Genomic DNA, 16,395 nt, shown 5'->3' with positions numbered 1-16,395 from the left:
TTTTCAGTAATGACCTATTAACATAAGTATATTAAAATATTGGTATATAGCAAATTAATATAATCGAAAGTAAAAGGGGAGAAAAATAATGGATATAAGAATAGGTTTAATTGGGGCAGGATGGATGGGTAAATCTCATACGAATTCATTTGTAAACGCTTTACTATTATTTGGGCCTGAAAGTGGAAAACCCGTATTTGAGCTAGTATCTGACGTAAGTGAAGAGGCGGCTAAAATAGCTGTAGAAAAATTAGGATATCGTCGTTATACATCGGACTGGAAGGATGTTGTGACGGATCCGAATGTGGATGTTGTGGATATTGCTACACCAAACTTCTTACATTATGAAATTGCAAAAGCTGCATTAGAAAATGGAAAACATGTATATTGTGAGAAACCTCTTACACTTTCTGCTGGTGAATCGCAAGAGCTTGCAGAATTGGCGAAAGAAAAAGGGGTAGTAAATTATGTTGGATTTAATAATGTAATGAATCCAGCGACACATTATATTAAAGAATTAATTACATCTGGAAAACTAGGAGATATTATGCGTTTTTCCGGTACATATGATCAAGACATGTTATTAGATGAGGCATTGCCAATTACATGGCGTCATATTAATAAGTTCTCTGGAAGTGGTGCATTAGGGGACCTGGGATCTCATTTATTAAGTGTGTCTCAATATTTATTAGGCGATATGGAAAATGTAAATGCATTAGCGAAAACATTTATTAAAGAAAGGCCAAAATCAGAGGGGTCTTCTGAAATGGCAGAAGTAGAAAATGAGGATTTAATTACCGTGTTAGCAAACTATGAAAATGGTGCGGTTGGTAATATCTCTTCTAGCCGTGTAGCAACAGGAAGAAAAAATTATCTCTCCTATGAAATTCAAGGTACAAAAGGATCTGTTCATTATTCACTTGAACGCTTGAATGAAGTAAATGTGTACTTCCATTCTGATGAGGAAGTGGATAGAGGATATCGTACAGTTTATCTTGGACCTGAGCATAGAGGATTTAATGCATTTAACCCAGCTCAAGGAATTGGAATTGGATTCAATGATATTAAAATACTAGAAGTTCATGAATTGTTATCAGCTGTAACAAACGGAACACCTTATATTTGTGATTTTGCCTTCGGTGCGAAAGTAGATCGAACCATCAATGCGGTCTTAGAATCTGCTAAAGAAGGTAAATGGGTTAGCCTTAAAAAGGCGGTGGAAGCATGAGTGTTCAACTAGGAATAGCCCCATGTTCTTGGGGAGTTTGGTTCCCAGATGATGAGAAGCAAACGCCTTGGAATAGATGTTTAGATGAAATCCAAGAAGCAGGGTACCATGCTATTGAATTGGGACCATGGGGATATCTACCGAATCAATATGAACCATTAAAAGAAGAATTAGCTAAGAGAAACATCGATTTAGTAGCTACTACGTTAATGGATGATTTAACATCAAATGAAAATGTAGATAAAATGATTGCTCAATTAGATGATATGGCAAAATTGCAGGTTCAGTTTTCAACTGCTAAGTATGTTGTATTAATTGATGCAACGTATACAGATTTATTTACTGGTGAGCTTATTCGTCCGAAAGAGTTAAATGATGAGGAATGGGATGCTTTTATTCATAATATTAAGCGAATAAAAGATTACGCAAAAGAAAACTATGGATTAGAAACCGTATACCATCCACATGGAGAAACTCATGTAGAAACAGAAGAGCAAATTGAACGTTTACTTAAAGATACTGATATTCAATTATGTTTCGATACAGGCCATCATGTTTATAGTGGTGGAGATCCATTATCATTTATTAAGAAACATCACGATCGAATTGGTTATTTGCATATTAAAAACTGTGATGTGAATGTGAAGAAGAAAATGCAAGAAGCAAATTGGTCTTTAGCCGAAGCAGTGAAAGAAAATATTTTCTGTGAACCAGATAAAGGTGTTGTTGACACCAAGGCGATTATGAAGGTTCTGAATGAAGCGAACTTTGATGGTTGGGCCATCGTCGAGCAAGACATGTACCCAGCTCCATTTGACAAACCACTTCCAATTGCAAAACGAACAAGGGAATATTTAGAAAGTGTTGGAATGGTCAGTGATATAAGTCAGAATGTATAGAAATAAGGGTGGGTTTTATCCATGAGGATGAAACTCACCTTTTTCTATTTAGGGTATGATGCTTAGGGCCGCTTAAATTAAGCTGAAGCACCACTTCCTTTACTTTCTATTTGGCTATAAGTGACGTAAATCATGAAGTGTCGTGGCGAAGTTGTCACGGACATTAGAAGTGAAAAAGATGTATTAAAAGTCCATGATAGGCGTTCTCACGTACATTTAGAAGTAAAACTGAATATGAAAAGTCCGTGATAGGCATTCTCACGTACATTTGGAAGTAAAAAAGAAGATGTTTTGTCCATGATGACAGGGGAAGCCATGGATGATAAAAGAACAAGATGAATTTCGAGAACCATTCTTATGTTTTCTATTCATTTATCCCACCTAAACGGGCAGTAAGGCTCCCGCCTCAAGCTTCCCGGGAAACAGAGAAGGTAGGTGGGAGATCAACTGCCCGTAAAGGTTCGACAAGTCGGTAGAGGATGGAAAAAACCACTACTTATAAAAGCATAAAAAACTGTAGAAATCTATCTACAGTTTTAATAAATAAGATACAATTGGTCTAGAACTTCATCTTTCTAAATTGATTTGGGGCGAGGTTTGTGTGTTTTTTAAATGTTGTTATAAAATGTGCTGAACTATTAAAGCCACATTTGAATGCGATCTCATTTATGGGCAACGTAGTAAAATATAATAACTCTTTCGCATGTGTAATGCGGGTATTAATCAAATATTGATGTGGTGATAGATTGGTATATTTTTTAAATACTCTTGAAAAATGATATGGACTTAATTGCGCATATTCTGCTAGATCTTCAATCGTGATATTCTCCATGAAGTGATTTTCTATATATAGAATGACGCGCCTAATTGCTTCATCTTGTGAATCTGGACTATGGTTAGAGATAATCTCCAACTCATAAAAGATTTTATGTAAAAGAATGGAAGCGGAATGTTCGTCTACATTATTTTGTTTCATGCTAGTTAAAAGTTGATTTATATAGTTAGCAATAGTCCAATTATTTGCAAGAGAAATGACACATTCACTATTCTTATAAAGTAGGTCAAAATAAGCACTGCTGGCATTACCTTTAAAATGAAGCCAATCAAAAGTCGTTCGTTCCAGTGCACGATATATATGATGTTCATTACAATCAAGAAGAATAAGGTTGTTCTTCTTTACTATTTTTACATTATTTTTATAATGAAGTTCCATTCTACCGCTTTTTATATAAATCAATAAAAACTGTGGAAGATTATCTCTGTTAATTTCATATGGGATTGAACATACATAATTGCCTCCGCTTATAAGATAATATAATGCCTTTTTCGCAAAAGGGCTAGCTGTATGAAAATATATTCTTGATTGAGCTAATACTCCTTTTTCAGACACAGTATACCTCCCATGGGACGTTAATATATTAAAATTAGTAAAGCGCTCACCTATTTTAGCAAGATTTCTAAATAATATAGCAGTTTTAAGTAATGACCTTTCTTTCATAGTATAATAAAATAAAATTGTTATCGCAATAATATAAAAGTTTAATAGAGAAAGGAGAGCAAATAAAATAAATTCTTTTACCTCTCTTTTGTAAACGCTTTAATTTTATTGGTATCTTTTAGGGGAGGGTTCATCATTCTGAAATTAACGTTAATCTAAGATTAAAAGATTAGAATAATAGGGAGGAAGACTGATGACAACAAATGATTTGTCAGCGATTGAGCGGAAAAAGAAGCTTTCTAAAATTACTTGGATAGCAACTTTTGGTGGTTTGCTATTTGGGTTTGATACAGGGGTAATTAATGGTGCACTTCCATTTATGTCCTTACCGGATCAATTAAACTTGAACGCTTTTACAGAAGGTCTAGTTTCTAGTTCGTTAATATTTGGTGCCGCTTTCGGTGCTGTATTTGGTGGGCAACTTTCTGATAAATTTGGACGTAGGAAATTAATATTATGGTTAGCAATACTATTTTTCTTTTCAACCTTAGGTACTTCGTTTGCTCCTAACGTGCCGATTATGGTTATCTCGCGTATCTTCCTTGGATTAGCGGTTGGTGGGGCTTCGGTTACAGTGCCAACATTTTTATCGGAGATGTCTCCAAAAGAACGTCGTGGTCGAATGGTTACGCAAAACGAATTCATGATTGTTACTGGGCAGCTTTTGGCCTATGTTACCAATGCTGTTTTAGGTAATACGGTAGCAGATCCTGGTGTATGGCGTATTATGCTTGTTATCGCAACTATTCCAGCTGTCGTTTTATGGATTGGAATGCTGTCTGTTCCAGAAAGTCCTCGCTGGTATGCAGCTAAAGGTAAAATGGGGGATGCCCTAAAGATACTAAAAGATATTCGAAATATTCAACAAGCGAATACAGAACTAAAAGAAATTAAGGATAATATTGAACTGGAAGAAAATATTGAAAAGGCCTCCATGAAAGATTTGGCGGTACCTTGGATTAGAAGGATTGTCCTACTAGGAATTGGTCTTGCGGTTATCCAACAAATTACTGGTGTTAACTCAATTATGTATTATGGCACTGAAATACTGAGAGATGCAGGATTTGGAACACAAGCAGCGTTAATTGGTAATGTTGCAAATGGGGCAATTGCGGTTATCGCAGTTATAATAGGAATTGGTTTACTTGGTAAGGTCGGACGTCGCCCTATGCTAATTGTAGGTCAGATTGGGGTAATCGTATCCCTAACACTTATTGCTATTTTTTCTAATGTTTTAGCAGGGACTGCAGCACTTCCGTATGTTGTATTATCATTAACGGTTACATTCTTAGCATTTATGCAAGGTGCGATTGCGCCGGTAACATGGTTAATGTTAGCTGAGATTTTTCCATTGAGATTACGTGGACTTGGAATGGGTGTGAGTGTTTTCCTACTATGGATGACCAACTTTGTAATTAGCTTTTTATTCCCAATTTTATTAGAATTTGTTGGGTTATCAGTTACATTCTTCGTATTTGCGGTATTAAATGTACTTGCCGTATTATTCGTTGTAAAATATGTACCAGAAACAAAAGGTGTATCACTTGAAGAATTGGAACAAAAATTCAGATCCTATGATACACCAGATAATAAAAAGCCAGCAGGTTTTTAATCGTTCTATATAAACTGCACCTACCATTATTACGGAAGGTGTAGTTTTTTTAATTTCCATAAAATTGATTCTCCCAATCTATCTATTCAAACTCTATTACTCTTAATCGATTTATGGCTAAGTTCATATAAAGTTAACAAAGAAGTTAACATAATTTGATAATAACTATTGACTGAAAGCGATAACAGTATTATTATGTAACCATAAGTTATTTAACTTCATGAAATAGTATAAGATTTAAAGAATCATTTATAAGGATAAATAAACGAGGAGGAATATAGCATGGCTGAAGCTAGAAAACTAAAAAACTTTATTAATGGGGAATGGGTAGAAAGCAAAACTACTAAATATGAGGAAGTTTATAACCCAGCAACAAAGGAAATCGTTGCATTAGTTCCTATCTCAACTAAAGAAGATGTAGACCACGCTGCAGAAGTAGCTCAAAAGGCTTTTGATAAATGGAGTAAAGTTCCAGTTCAAAAACGTGCTAGAATTCTATTTGCTTACCAACAATTATTAGAAAAAAATAGAAACGAGTTAGCTCGCTTAATTACTATTGAAAACGGAAAAAACACGACAGAGGCATTAGGTGAAGTTGGACGTGGAATTGAAAACGTTGAATTCGCAGCTGGTGCTCCTACATTAATGATGGGTGACTCTCTATCGAATATTGCGACAGATGTTGAAGCTGCAAACTATCGTTATCCAATTGGAGTTATCGGTGGAATTACACCATTTAACTTCCCAATGATGGTTCCTTGTTGGATGTTCCCTATGGCAATTGCAATGGGTAACTCTTTCGTATTAAAACCATCCGAAAAAACGCCATTGTTAACTGAAAAATTAGCTGACTTACTTAAAGAAGCCGGCCTTCCTGATGGAGTATTCAACATCGTTTATGGTGCACATGATGTTGTTAATGGAATTCTTGATCATCCAGAAATTAAGGCTATTTCATTCGTTGGTTCTAAACCAGTTGGTGAATATGTATTCAAACGTGGAAGCGAAAACCTTAAACGTGTTCAAGCGTTAACTGGTGCGAAAAACCATACTACTGTATTAAAAGATGCTGACTTAGATCAAGCAGTTAAGGATATTATCTCTGCTGCATTCGGTTCTGCTGGTGAACGTTGTATGGCATGTGCTGTTGTAACAGTAGAAGAAGATGTTGCTGACGAATTCATGGCAAAACTTAAAGAAGCGGCAGACAACGTAAAAATGGGTAACGGACTTGACGATGGTGTATTCTTAGGACCAGTTATCCGTGAAGAAAACCAAAAACGTACAATTAGCTACATTGAAAAAGGTTTGGAAGAAGGAGCTACACTAGTTAGAGATGGTCGTAAAGATGATTTAGAAGGTGGCTACTTTGTTGGACCAACTATCTTTGAAGGTGTAACACCTGAAATGACAATTTGGCAAGATGAAATTTTCGCTCCAGTATTATCCGTCATTCGTGTTAAAAACTTGAAGGAAGCAGTAGAAACTGCAAACAAATCTAACTTTGCTAACGGAGCTTGTATTTTTACAACGAACACTTCTTCTGTACGTTACTTCCGTGAAAATATTGATGCAGGTATGTTAGGGGTCAACTTAGGGGTTCCAGCACCGATGGCATTCTTCCCATTCTCTGGATGGAAAGATTCTTTCTACGGTACTTTACATGCTAACGGTAAAGACAGTGTAGACTTCTATACTCGTAAGAAAGTTGTAACTGCACGTTACGTTGCTCCTGAATTTAACTAATAAGAACTATTAATCTATCATCACAATACAATTAGACCTCTTTACAGAGTAAAGGGGTCTGTTCTAAAAATGAATACTTTCTATACGCTAAGGAGGAAAAGTTAAATGAGTAAATTACTCCACAAACCTATGCAAGAAACGATATCTGAAGGTGTCACTTTAGTTCATGATGTGAACAAAAAAAATTCAGATTTAAGATATGTTGGTTTTAAAGTGATAGATGTAGAACCTGGTGCTAAATATGAAGAAACATTAGGTAAAGAAGAATGCTGCATTGTTGCGTTAACTGGAAAAATTAACGTAAAGGAAGGCAATGAATTCTTTGAGAACATCGGAACTCGTGAAAGTGTATTTGAAAAGAAACCAACGGATAGCGTGTATGTTTCTAATGACCGCACATACGAAGTGGAAGCCGTAACAAAAGCTAGAGTTGCCCTATGTTATTCTCCATCAGAAAAACAATTACCAACCAAATTAATCAAAGCAGAAGATAACGGTATTGAAGATAGAGGAAAATATTCAAACAAACGCCATGTTCATAATATTCTTCCTGATTCTGACCCAACTGCAAATAGCCTATTAGTAGTAGAAGTGTTTACAGAAGGTGGAAACTTCTCAAGTTACCCACCACATAAACACGACCAAGACATTCTACCTGAAGAATCATTTTTAGAAGAAAGCTATTATCATGAAATGGATCCACCACAAGGTTTTGTCTTCCAGCGTGTCTATACAGACGATCGTTCATTAGATGAAACCATGACTGTGGAAAATGGTGATGTTGTTGAAGTTCCTGTTGGCTACCACCCAGTAGGAGTACCTGATGGTTATACATCTTATTACTTAAATGTAATGGCAGGCCCGACACGTATTTGGAAATTCCATAATGATCCAGACCATGAGTGGATTTTAGACCGTAAATAAGATTTTCTTTTTTGAGAGGGGTAAACATAATGAGTATTGAATTCAACCAAGATAGAAACTATGACATTATTGCAATTGGCCGTGCGTGTATCGACCTTAATGCAGCAGAATATAACCGTCCAATGGAAGAAACAATGACTTTTACGAAATATGTTGGCGGATCGCCAGCTAACATTGCTATCGGAAGTTCAAAATTAGGATTAAAAGCAGGATTTATCGGAAAAATTCCTAATGATCAACATGGTAACTTTATTAAGCAATACATGAGTGAAGTAGGAATTGATACTTCTAACATGGTTGTGGATCAAGAGGGACACAAAGCAGGTCTTACTTTTACAGAAATTAAAAGCCCAGAAGAATGCAGTATTTTAATGTATCGTGAAGACGTTGCTGACCTTTATTTAAATCCTGATGAAGTTAATGAAGATTATATTAAACAATCCAAAATTTTACTAGTTTCTGGTACAGCACTTGCTAAAAGCCCTTCCCGAGAAGCGGTTATTAAAGCGGTGAGCCTAGCTAGAAAAAATGATGTAAAAGTTATTTTTGAATTAGACTACCGTCCATACACTTGGGCTTCTAAGGAAGAAACAGCTATCTATTACTCCTTAATCGCAGAACAATCCGACGTTGTAATCGGGACTCGTGATGAGTATGACATGATGGAAAACCTTGAAGAGGGCGAAGGTAATAACGAAGCTACTGTGAACTATCTATTTAACCATAGTCCAGAGCTACTTGTTATTAAACACGGTGTGGATGGATCTTATGCATATACGAAATCCGGAGATGTGTACAGAGGTCTTGCCTATAAGACTCAAGTATTGAAAACTTTCGGTGCTGGAGATTCTTATGCTTCTGCATTTTTATACGCAATTGTCAACGGAAAAGACATTGAAACAGCGTTAAAGTTCGGCAGTGCATCTGCAGCTATCGTTGTAAGTAAACACAGTTCTTCTGAAGCAATGCCAACCGTTGAAGAAATCGAAAGTTTAATTGCTCAACAAGGTTAAATCTACAGGGAAAGGTTGGATTTAAAGAATGGGTAAAAAAATTAGATTAACAACTGCTCAAGCATTAGTTAAATTTCTAAATCAACAATATATCCATGTGGATGGAGAAGAATTTCCTTTCGTAGAGGGAGTATTCAATATATTTGGACACGGTAATGTTCTTGGGATTGGTCAAGCTCTTGAACAAGAAGCTGGTCACTTAAAAGTAATCCAAGGTAAAAACGAACAAGGAATGGCTTTAGCAGCAGTCGCTTATAGTAAACAAATGTTACGCCGTAAAATTTATGCGGTGACAACATCGGTAGGGCCTGGATCTGCTAATTTAGTTACTGCAGCAGGTACTGCTCTTGCCAATAATATTCCCGTCCTATTCTTACCAGGAGATACTTTTGCAACGAGACAACCAGATCCAGTATTACAACAAGTAGAACAGGAATATAGTGCAGCAATTACAACTAACGATGCATTAAAACCAGTTTCTAGATATTGGGATCGTGTAACTAGACCTGAACAGTTAATGTCTAGTCTAATCCGTGCATTTGAAGTGATGACAAATTCTGCAACTGCTGGTCCTGTAACGGTTGCTATTTCCCAAGATGTAGAGGGAGAGGCATACGATTATGATGAAGCTTTCTTTAAAAAACGTGTTCATTATTTAGACCGTAAAGCACCGGTAGAAAGAGAGATTCAAGGTGCAGTAGAATTAATTAAAGCAAGTAAAAAGCCACTTATTTTAGTCGGTGGCGGTGCAAAATATTCGGGTGCTCGTGAAATATTAATGGAACTATCCAAAAAACATCATATTCCATTAGTAGAAACGCAAGCCGGAAAATCTACAGTTGAAGCAACATTTAAGAATAATCTAGGCGGAATGGGTGTTACTGGTACACTTTCTGCAAATAAAGCTGCGAAACAAGCTGACTTAATTATTGGTATTGGTACGAGATATACAGACTTTGCGACATCTTCCAAAACTGCTTTTGATTTTGATCAAGCCAAATTTTTAAATATCAATGTTAGTCGTATGCAATCTTATAAATTAGATGCTTTCCAAGTAGTAGCAGATGCGAAAACAACTCTAGAACAATTGGCGCCATTATTGGAAGGATATGTTTCCGAATTTGGTGATATCATTTCAGAACTTAAAGCGGAATGGTTAAATGAACGCAGCCGTTTAGCAAACGTTGAATTTAAACGTGAATCCTTTGACCCAGAAATTAAAGGCCATTTCTCTCAAGAAGTGCTTAACGAATATGCAGATGCTCTAGGTACAGAACTTGCGCAAACAACCGCACTCCTTGCGGTAAATGAAGCGGTAGATCCAGACAGTAACGTCATTACATCGGCAGGTTCTCTTCCAGGAGACATGCAACGAATTTGGAATCCAGCTGTTCCAAATACGTACAGTGTAGAGTACGGTTATTCTTGTATGGGGTACGAGATTTCTGGTGCGTTAGGAATCAAACTAGCTGAACCTGAAAAAGAAGTCTATTCCTTTGTTGGTGATGGAAGTTTTCTCATGCTTCATTCCGAATTGGTTACATCTATTCAATATAACCAAAAAATCAATGTCGTTTTATTTGATAACTCCGGATTTGGTTGCATCAATAACCTTCAAATGGGGAATGGAATGGGAACCTATTTCACAGAATTCAGAACCCATGATAATCAAATAATGAATATCGATTATGCAAAAGTAGCAGAAGGTTATGGTGCAAAAGTTTATCGTGTCAATACTGCCAGTGAACTAAAAGCTGCAATTGAAGACGCGAAGAAACAAACTGTATCTACTTTAATTGAAATTAAAGTATTGCCTAAGACTATGACGGAGGGTTATGAAAACTGGTGGCATGTAGGTAATGCTGAGGTTTCCGAATCACCAAGTATTCAGAAAGCCTATGAAGAAAATAGTAAAATGCTTGAAAAAGCAAAACAGTACTAAATATATATACTTTATCCCAACTTTACGGGCAGTAAGACTCCCACCTCAAGCTAACGGGGAACAAAGAAGTTAAGTGGGAGATCAACTGCCCGTAAAGGTACGATAAGTGCGACTAACCATCAGTGGGGAATGGTGGAAAATCCCACTGATGGAAGTTTTCTTTATCCGACAACGATTCCTTTATTGTCGGAAACTGTCATACTAGCTTAGAAATCTAACGTACGAAAAAGAGGCGAAGAACGATGACTAACAAAATTCATTGGGGAATTGCACCTATTGGTTGGAGAAATGATGATATTCCCGAAATTGGTCAAGACAATACATTAGGGCATCTGTTAGGAGATATTGTAATAAGTGGATTTGAAGGAACAGAAGTTGGGGGATTTTTTCCAGAACCTGATGTTTTAAATAAGGAAGTTCAATTACGTAACCTTAAAATAGCAAGTAAATGGTTTTCTAGTTACATTATTCGTGATGGTATTGAAGAAGCTTCAAAAGCATTTCATGATCACTGCGATTACTTACAAAAAGTAAATGCAGATGCAGCCGTTGTTTCTGAACAAACACATAGTGTTCAAGGTTTACGAGATACAGATGTTTTTGCTAATAAACCATATTTTTCAGATGAAGAATGGGATCTATTATGTGAAGGATTAAATGAACTTGGGAAAATTGCCAAGGCATATAATCTAAGACTAGTATATCACCATCATATGGGAACCGGAGTGCAAACATTAGAAGAAGTAGATCGTTTAATGGAGAATACAGATCCAAATCATGTTCATCTATTATATGATGCTGGTCATATTTTTGTTTCAGATGGTGACTATATGACACTTTTAACCAAACATATGGATCGCATTAAACATGTACATTTTAAAGATGTAAGAGAAAATATAATGAAACAATGTAAAGAAGAGGGTAAATCCTTCTTAGGTTCTTTCCTAGAGGGAATGTTCACTGTACCAGGAGATGGCGTAATTGACTTTACGGAAATTTACCAGTTTCTGATTGACAACGATTACAAAGGCTGGATTGTCATTGAAGCAGAACAGGATCCTGCCAAAGCCCATCCATTAGAATATGCACTTAAAGCAAGGAAATATATTGACGAGAATTTACTTCAAAAAAAAGTTGTAACGAACTAATTATAAATTTATCCCCTTGGAAGATAGTTGAGGTGTAGAGGATGAAATTGGCTTATAATGTTGCAACTACGAAAGAAAATGCAACGTTGGAACAAGACTTGGAACTTTGCGAAAAGCATGGATTTGACTTTATTGAAATTCAAATGTGGAAATTACCTGCCTATTTAGAGAATCATAGTCTCGATGATTTAGCAGAGTTTTTCCGTACTCATCATTTGAAATTACTTTCACTTAACGCGTTAGAGTTTTTTAACAATCGATCTAAAGAAGATGAGGAACAAATTATTCAAACATTTAAGGAATGGCTCGAGATTGGGAAAAAATTAGGTGCACCATATATTGTGGCTGTCCCTAACATAACAGAGGAAAAGATCTTGCTTGAAGACATTAAGAAAAGTTGTGTCAAAATGTTAAGGGAATTTTCTGATTTAGCTAAAGGTTATGGGATTAAAATAGCTTTTGAATTTATCGGTCACCCCCAAGCTACTGTAAATACGTTTAAGCAAGGACATGAAATTGTACAAGAAGTTAATCGTGATAATGTCGGATTAGTACTAGATTGCTTCCATTTCCATGGTATGGGTTCTAGATTAGATGAATTAAAACAGGCGGATGGCTCAAAAATTTTCCTTTTACACATCGATGATACAGATGATTATCCAATCGGAATTTTAAGAGACGAAGATCGCTGCTGGCCAGGACATGGTGCAATTGATTTAGATGGAATTTTATCTACTTTAAAAGAAATTGGATTCCATGGCGAGGCTTGTTCCATCGAATTATTTAGACCGGAATATTATAAAATGAATCCCGAAGAAGTGATTAAAACATCGAAAGAAACGATGGCAGATGTGCTTTCCAAACATTATGAAGTAAAGGGGTCCATTAATCAATAATATTTTTTAAAAACGAGAGAAGTGATATAAATGTTTGTTTCTATGAAAGAACTTCTTAATGAAGCAAAAAATAAGTATGCTATTGGTCAATTTAATATGAATAATTTTCAATGGGTTCAGGCTATTTTAAAAGCAGCAGAAGAAGAAAAATCACCCGTTATTATCGCTTCCTCAGATAGAATCGTGGATTACTTAGGTGGTTTTCGCTTAATTGCCTCAACTGTTGAAAAAATGATAGAAGAAATGAATATTACAGTACCTGTTGTGATGCATCTTGATCACGGCTTAAGTGTAGAAAGATGTAAGGAAGCCATTGATGCAGGTTATAGTTCTGTAATGGTTGATGGCTCGAAATATTCGATTGAACAAAACATCAAAATGACAAGTGAAGTTGTTGCATATGCAAATAGAAAAGGTGTTTCAGTTGAAGCTGAAGTAGGTTCTGTTGGTGGAACAGAAGATGGTGTAACTGGCGGAGTAGAATATGCTAGTCCAATAGAATGCGAACGTTTAGTGAAAGAATCAAAGGTAGATGCTTTAGCTGCGGCGCTTGGATCGGTACACGGTCCATATCAAGGAGAGCCTAAATTAGGTTTTGACGAAATGAAAGAAATCTCAGAGCTAACAGATGTCCCATTAGTTTTACACGGTGGTTCTGGAATTCCGGATTATCAAATTAAAAAATGTATTGAATTAGGACACGCTAAAATTAATGTAAATACAGAATGCAATGTAGCATGGGCTGAAACAGTACGCCAAATTCTTACAAATGACAAAGAGTTGTTCAACCCACAATCTATCCTAATACCTGCAATGGATGCTATAACAGAAGTGGTAAAAGAAAAAATGCAATTATTCGGATCCTCTAATAGAGTAAAACAATTGATAAGATAGATGGATCGGTTACAATGGAGAAGGGGATGTTTTATCCCAACTAAACGGGAAGTAAGGCTGCTACCCCAAGCTTTTGGTAAAAAAGAAGATCAACTACACTAAAGATGCGATAAGTGCGACTAACCATCAGTGGGGGATGAAGGAAAAATCCCACTGATGGAAGTCTTCTTTACGCAGCCTCTTCTTTTGGCAGTTAGAGAAAAAATCTTTCCCGTCTAGGGGTCCGATTACTCGCCGTATAAGTGCAACTAAGGCATTCACCTAACCTAATAGCGATTGCTAAGTTTGCTAAGTTAAGTTTTAAGTGAGGGAAGGGATGATAGGAATGACAAAAGTAAAATTAGGTAAAACGGATTTATGGATTAACCCAATTGGACTTGGCACAAATGCTGTTGGTGGCCATAACCTATATCCGAATTTGGATGAACAAGTAGGTATTGATCTAGTGAAAGCCGCAATCAATCATGATATGAATTTCATTGATACAGCATTCATCTATGGAATTGGTCGTTCAGAGGAATTAGTTGGTCAGGCTATTAAGGAAACAGGTAAGCGTAGTGAAGTAGTACTTGCAACTAAAGGTGCTCAACGTATTGTGGATGGAAAAGTAGAAATTGATAATTCGCCAGAATTCATGAAGCAATCGGTTGAAGCTAGCTTAAAACGTTTAGATACGGATTATATTGACTTGTACTATATTCATAATCCCGATGGTAAAACTCCACTTTATGAGGCGGTAGGAGCCCTACAAGAACTAAAAGATGCTGGGAAAATTCGTGGAATCGGAACATCTAATTTAACGCCTGCACAACTTGAGGAAGCAAACAAAGATGGCTATGTAGATGTATTCCAGGGAGAGTATAACTTATTAGCTCGTGGTGCGGAGAATGACTTTTTCCCATATACGTTAGAACATAATATTGCTTTTATTCCATTTTTCCCATTAGCTGCTGGAATCTTAGCAGGGAAATATAATAAAAACACAAAATTCCCAGCTGATGATTTAAGACATAACATGCCACATCTTCAAGGTGAAGCTTTCGTACAAAACCTAGAAAAAGTAGAAGTGTTACGTAACATTGCGAATGAAAAAGATGCTGAAGTCGCTTCTATAGTTCTTGCATGGTATTTGACCCAAGACGCGATAACCGCTGTTATTCCAGGTGCGAAAAACCCAGAACAGGTATTGAAAAATCAAAAGACACTGGACGTTACTCTTACTGAGGATGAAATAGAGGAAATTAATCGTGTTTTCAGCTAAAGTTAATATTTAAACTGTGGACTAATTACTGGCCGTGATGGTCCGATAAGCGCGACTAACCATTAGTGGGGGATGAAGGAAAACCCCCACTGATGGCATTCTTCTTTATCCGCCTTAACTGGTTGGATGCCCCCTACTGAATGAGTTCCACTTTATTAAGAAACAAGCCTTTTTATTTAACCGCTTTTACAGTGATTGCTTTCGTATAATTATTCGTAAGACATCCTTCGATATCACTTTTCTTAAGCAAACCTAACTCAATGGCGGCATGAATCTTTTCGCTATCTGGTGTTTTAACGATTTGAATTAAATCATTCATATTTAATTCTTCTAGTTTTTCCACGGTATCCTTCTCCGCCCACTTTTCTGTTTTCCGAACTTGTCTTTGTAGTTTATATTGTTCTTTGATTAATTCGCCTTTTTCGTTCTCCCCATACTCATTATCAAAATATGTATGAAAGATCTTCTTTAATTGGTTAATTTCTGCTTCGATTTTTTTCTTTACCAGATTTAACTCATAATATCTTTCTACCATTTCCTTTGTGATTAGCTCTTCCATTTTAACTCCTCCTTTGAAATTGTTAATAAATTCTATGGAAATGGAAGGGGGAATATGTCATAGGAATAAACTTGAGTTAATTGCTGGGAAAACATCTTCTTATGCATCTATCCAAATGCCTTGCGAATGCCAGTGTACCCATTCAAGGAAATATTAAAATAGGACATACTCATGTAGAAATGCTGCTTGAAAATAAGGATAATAAATATGATGGGATAATTAAACAATATTCACTTGATTAATATAAAGTTATCTAATCTATAAAAAAAAGGTTTTTAAAAAAATCCGGTGAAGATGACACTACGATGTTTCTAGCTGGCAATAGCGCATTTAGCCGACTTCGAACCTTTTTATCCTCCTTTTTGAACACCTACTAAAAAAGTAAAAATGGAATTAAAATAATAAACTTTTAGAATTCAATTGACAATTTACTTTTATATACTATAATAAAGATAATAGGTACTAAGGAGGAGATAAACTTACATAAAAAACAGAAAGATAGGATATTCAAACTATTACTTTAAAACTAATAATTGTCGGAATGGATGTATTGCCTCATTTGCCTCGAATGCCAGTACAGTACTGTGTAGAGTGAATGGACAATATTTCAGTATTATGACGTTACATCATTGTAACCGTCAAACCTCTGAATAAAAGATTTCTACTAATTATTCACCGTTTACTCCTTTTTAACACTTTATTCTTGGCCTTCAAAGAACAACTTCTGTCAAAATACTAAATATCCATTTCACATATTCAAACTATTCTAAGGGAC

The 16,395-nt window shown here is 36.0% G+C and carries 13 protein-coding genes; 11 read left to right on the top strand and 2 right to left on the bottom strand.

The annotated features are described in order from the left end of the window. Positions 1-88 precede the first annotated feature (88 nt). Both ACFQ18_RS01960 and ACFQ18_RS01955 read left to right on the top strand, forming a co-directional pair. On the top strand, positions 89-1,228 hold the full coding sequence (locus ACFQ18_RS01960) for a Gfo/Idh/MocA family protein (RefSeq protein ID WP_225344053.1): 1,140 nt from the start codon (positions 89-91) through the stop codon (positions 1,226-1,228). Further along, complete coding sequence (locus tag ACFQ18_RS01955; protein ID WP_060667758.1) at positions 1,225-2,127, top strand: sugar phosphate isomerase/epimerase family protein; 903 nt, start codon at positions 1,225-1,227, stop codon at positions 2,125-2,127. The genes ACFQ18_RS01960 and ACFQ18_RS01955 overlap by 4 nt, the downstream gene beginning before the upstream one ends. Positions 2,128-2,686: 559 nt before the next feature. On the opposite strand, the gene ACFQ18_RS01950 is transcribed toward ACFQ18_RS01955, so the two are convergent. Further along, positions 2,687-3,517, bottom strand: coding sequence for an AraC family transcriptional regulator (locus ACFQ18_RS01950; protein ID WP_060667757.1), 831 nt, complete (start codon positions 3,515-3,517; stop codon positions 2,687-2,689). A 301-nt stretch (positions 3,518-3,818) separates the two neighbouring features. Between ACFQ18_RS01950 and ACFQ18_RS01945 the strand changes: the two genes are divergently transcribed. The 9 genes from ACFQ18_RS01945 (at position 3,819) to ACFQ18_RS01905 (ending at position 15,061) form a co-directional block, all read left to right on the top strand. Continuing rightward, positions 3,819-5,237, top strand: a complete 1,419-nt coding sequence (locus ACFQ18_RS01945; protein ID WP_060667756.1) for a sugar porter family MFS transporter — start codon at positions 3,819-3,821, stop codon at positions 5,235-5,237. A 282-nt stretch (positions 5,238-5,519) separates the two neighbouring features. Beyond that, on the top strand, positions 5,520-6,983 hold the full coding sequence (locus ACFQ18_RS01940; RefSeq protein WP_060667755.1) for a CoA-acylating methylmalonate-semialdehyde dehydrogenase: 1,464 nt from the start codon (positions 5,520-5,522) through the stop codon (positions 6,981-6,983). A gap of 105 nt (positions 6,984-7,088) precedes the next feature. After that, complete coding sequence (gene iolB, locus ACFQ18_RS01935; RefSeq protein WP_060667754.1) at positions 7,089-7,907, top strand: 5-deoxy-glucuronate isomerase; 819 nt, start codon at positions 7,089-7,091, stop codon at positions 7,905-7,907. Between the two features lie 29 nt (positions 7,908-7,936). Then, positions 7,937-8,920 carry a 5-dehydro-2-deoxygluconokinase gene (iolC, locus tag ACFQ18_RS01930; RefSeq protein WP_060667753.1) on the top strand — a complete coding sequence of 328 codons (984 nt, stop codon included), beginning with the start codon at positions 7,937-7,939 and terminating at the stop codon, positions 8,918-8,920. A gap of 28 nt (positions 8,921-8,948) precedes the next feature. Beyond that, entirely contained in the window at positions 8,949-10,862 is a 1,914-nt protein-coding gene (gene iolD / locus ACFQ18_RS01925) for a 3D-(3,5/4)-trihydroxycyclohexane-1,2-dione acylhydrolase (decyclizing) (protein WP_060667752.1), read from the top strand. Positions 10,863-11,104: 242 nt separating this feature from the next. Continuing rightward, a complete protein-coding gene (gene iolE / locus ACFQ18_RS01920) occupies positions 11,105-12,010 on the top strand; it encodes a myo-inosose-2 dehydratase (protein WP_060667751.1) in 906 nt (301 codons plus the stop codon). A 41-nt stretch (positions 12,011-12,051) separates the two neighbouring features. After that, positions 12,052-12,906 (top strand): sugar phosphate isomerase/epimerase family protein, encoded by an 855-nt coding sequence (locus ACFQ18_RS01915; RefSeq protein ID WP_204797849.1) that lies wholly within the window; start codon positions 12,052-12,054, stop codon positions 12,904-12,906. Between the two features lie 30 nt (positions 12,907-12,936). After that, a complete protein-coding gene (gene fba / locus ACFQ18_RS01910) occupies positions 12,937-13,800 on the top strand; it encodes a class II fructose-1,6-bisphosphate aldolase (RefSeq protein WP_060667750.1) in 864 nt (287 codons plus the stop codon). 325 nt (positions 13,801-14,125) lie between these two features. Continuing rightward, positions 14,126-15,061 (top strand): aldo/keto reductase, encoded by a 936-nt coding sequence (locus tag ACFQ18_RS01905; RefSeq protein ID WP_145523196.1) that lies wholly within the window; start codon positions 14,126-14,128, stop codon positions 15,059-15,061. 172 nt (positions 15,062-15,233) lie between these two features. On the opposite strand, the gene ACFQ18_RS01900 is transcribed toward ACFQ18_RS01905, so the two are convergent. After that, positions 15,234-15,620 carry a hypothetical protein gene (locus ACFQ18_RS01900; RefSeq protein WP_047184117.1) on the bottom strand — a complete coding sequence of 129 codons (387 nt, stop codon included), beginning with the start codon at positions 15,618-15,620 and terminating at the stop codon, positions 15,234-15,236. Between the last annotated feature and the right edge of the window lie 775 nt (positions 15,621-16,395).

It is taken from the genome of Oceanobacillus caeni, assembly GCF_042678465.1.
Taxonomy (GTDB): domain Bacteria; phylum Bacillota; class Bacilli; order Bacillales; family Amphibacillaceae; genus Oceanobacillus; species Oceanobacillus caeni.
Note: the sequence above shows the minus strand (reverse complement) of the source record. Positions and strands in the feature narration are given on the sequence as shown.

Excerpts from the sequence above, each read along its gene's own strand:
- iolD (WP_060667752.1), top strand. The coding sequence starts at position 8,949 with ATGGGTAAAAAAATTAGATTAACAACTGCTCAAGCATTAGTTAAATTT.
- ACFQ18_RS01945 (WP_060667756.1), top strand. The coding sequence starts at position 3,819 with ATGACAACAAATGATTTGTCAGCGATTGAGCGGAAAAAGAAGCTTTCT.
- ACFQ18_RS01940 (WP_060667755.1), top strand. The coding sequence starts at position 5,520 with ATGGCTGAAGCTAGAAAACTAAAAAACTTTATTAATGGGGAATGGGTA.
- ACFQ18_RS01955 (WP_060667758.1), top strand. The coding sequence starts at position 1,225 with ATGAGTGTTCAACTAGGAATAGCCCCATGTTCTTGGGGAGTTTGGTTC.
- ACFQ18_RS01905 (WP_145523196.1), top strand. The coding sequence starts at position 14,126 with ATGACAAAAGTAAAATTAGGTAAAACGGATTTATGGATTAACCCAATT.
- ACFQ18_RS01915 (WP_204797849.1), top strand. The coding sequence starts at position 12,052 with ATGAAATTGGCTTATAATGTTGCAACTACGAAAGAAAATGCAACGTTG.
- ACFQ18_RS01960 (WP_225344053.1), top strand. The coding sequence starts at position 89 with ATGGATATAAGAATAGGTTTAATTGGGGCAGGATGGATGGGTAAATCT.
- ACFQ18_RS01900 (WP_047184117.1), bottom strand. The coding sequence starts at position 15,620 with ATGGAAGAGCTAATCACAAAGGAAATGGTAGAAAGATATTATGAGTTA.
- iolB (WP_060667754.1), top strand. The coding sequence starts at position 7,089 with ATGAGTAAATTACTCCACAAACCTATGCAAGAAACGATATCTGAAGGT.
- iolC (WP_060667753.1), top strand. The coding sequence starts at position 7,937 with ATGAGTATTGAATTCAACCAAGATAGAAACTATGACATTATTGCAATT.
- iolE (WP_060667751.1), top strand. The coding sequence starts at position 11,105 with ATGACTAACAAAATTCATTGGGGAATTGCACCTATTGGTTGGAGAAAT.
- fba (WP_060667750.1), top strand. The coding sequence starts at position 12,937 with ATGTTTGTTTCTATGAAAGAACTTCTTAATGAAGCAAAAAATAAGTAT.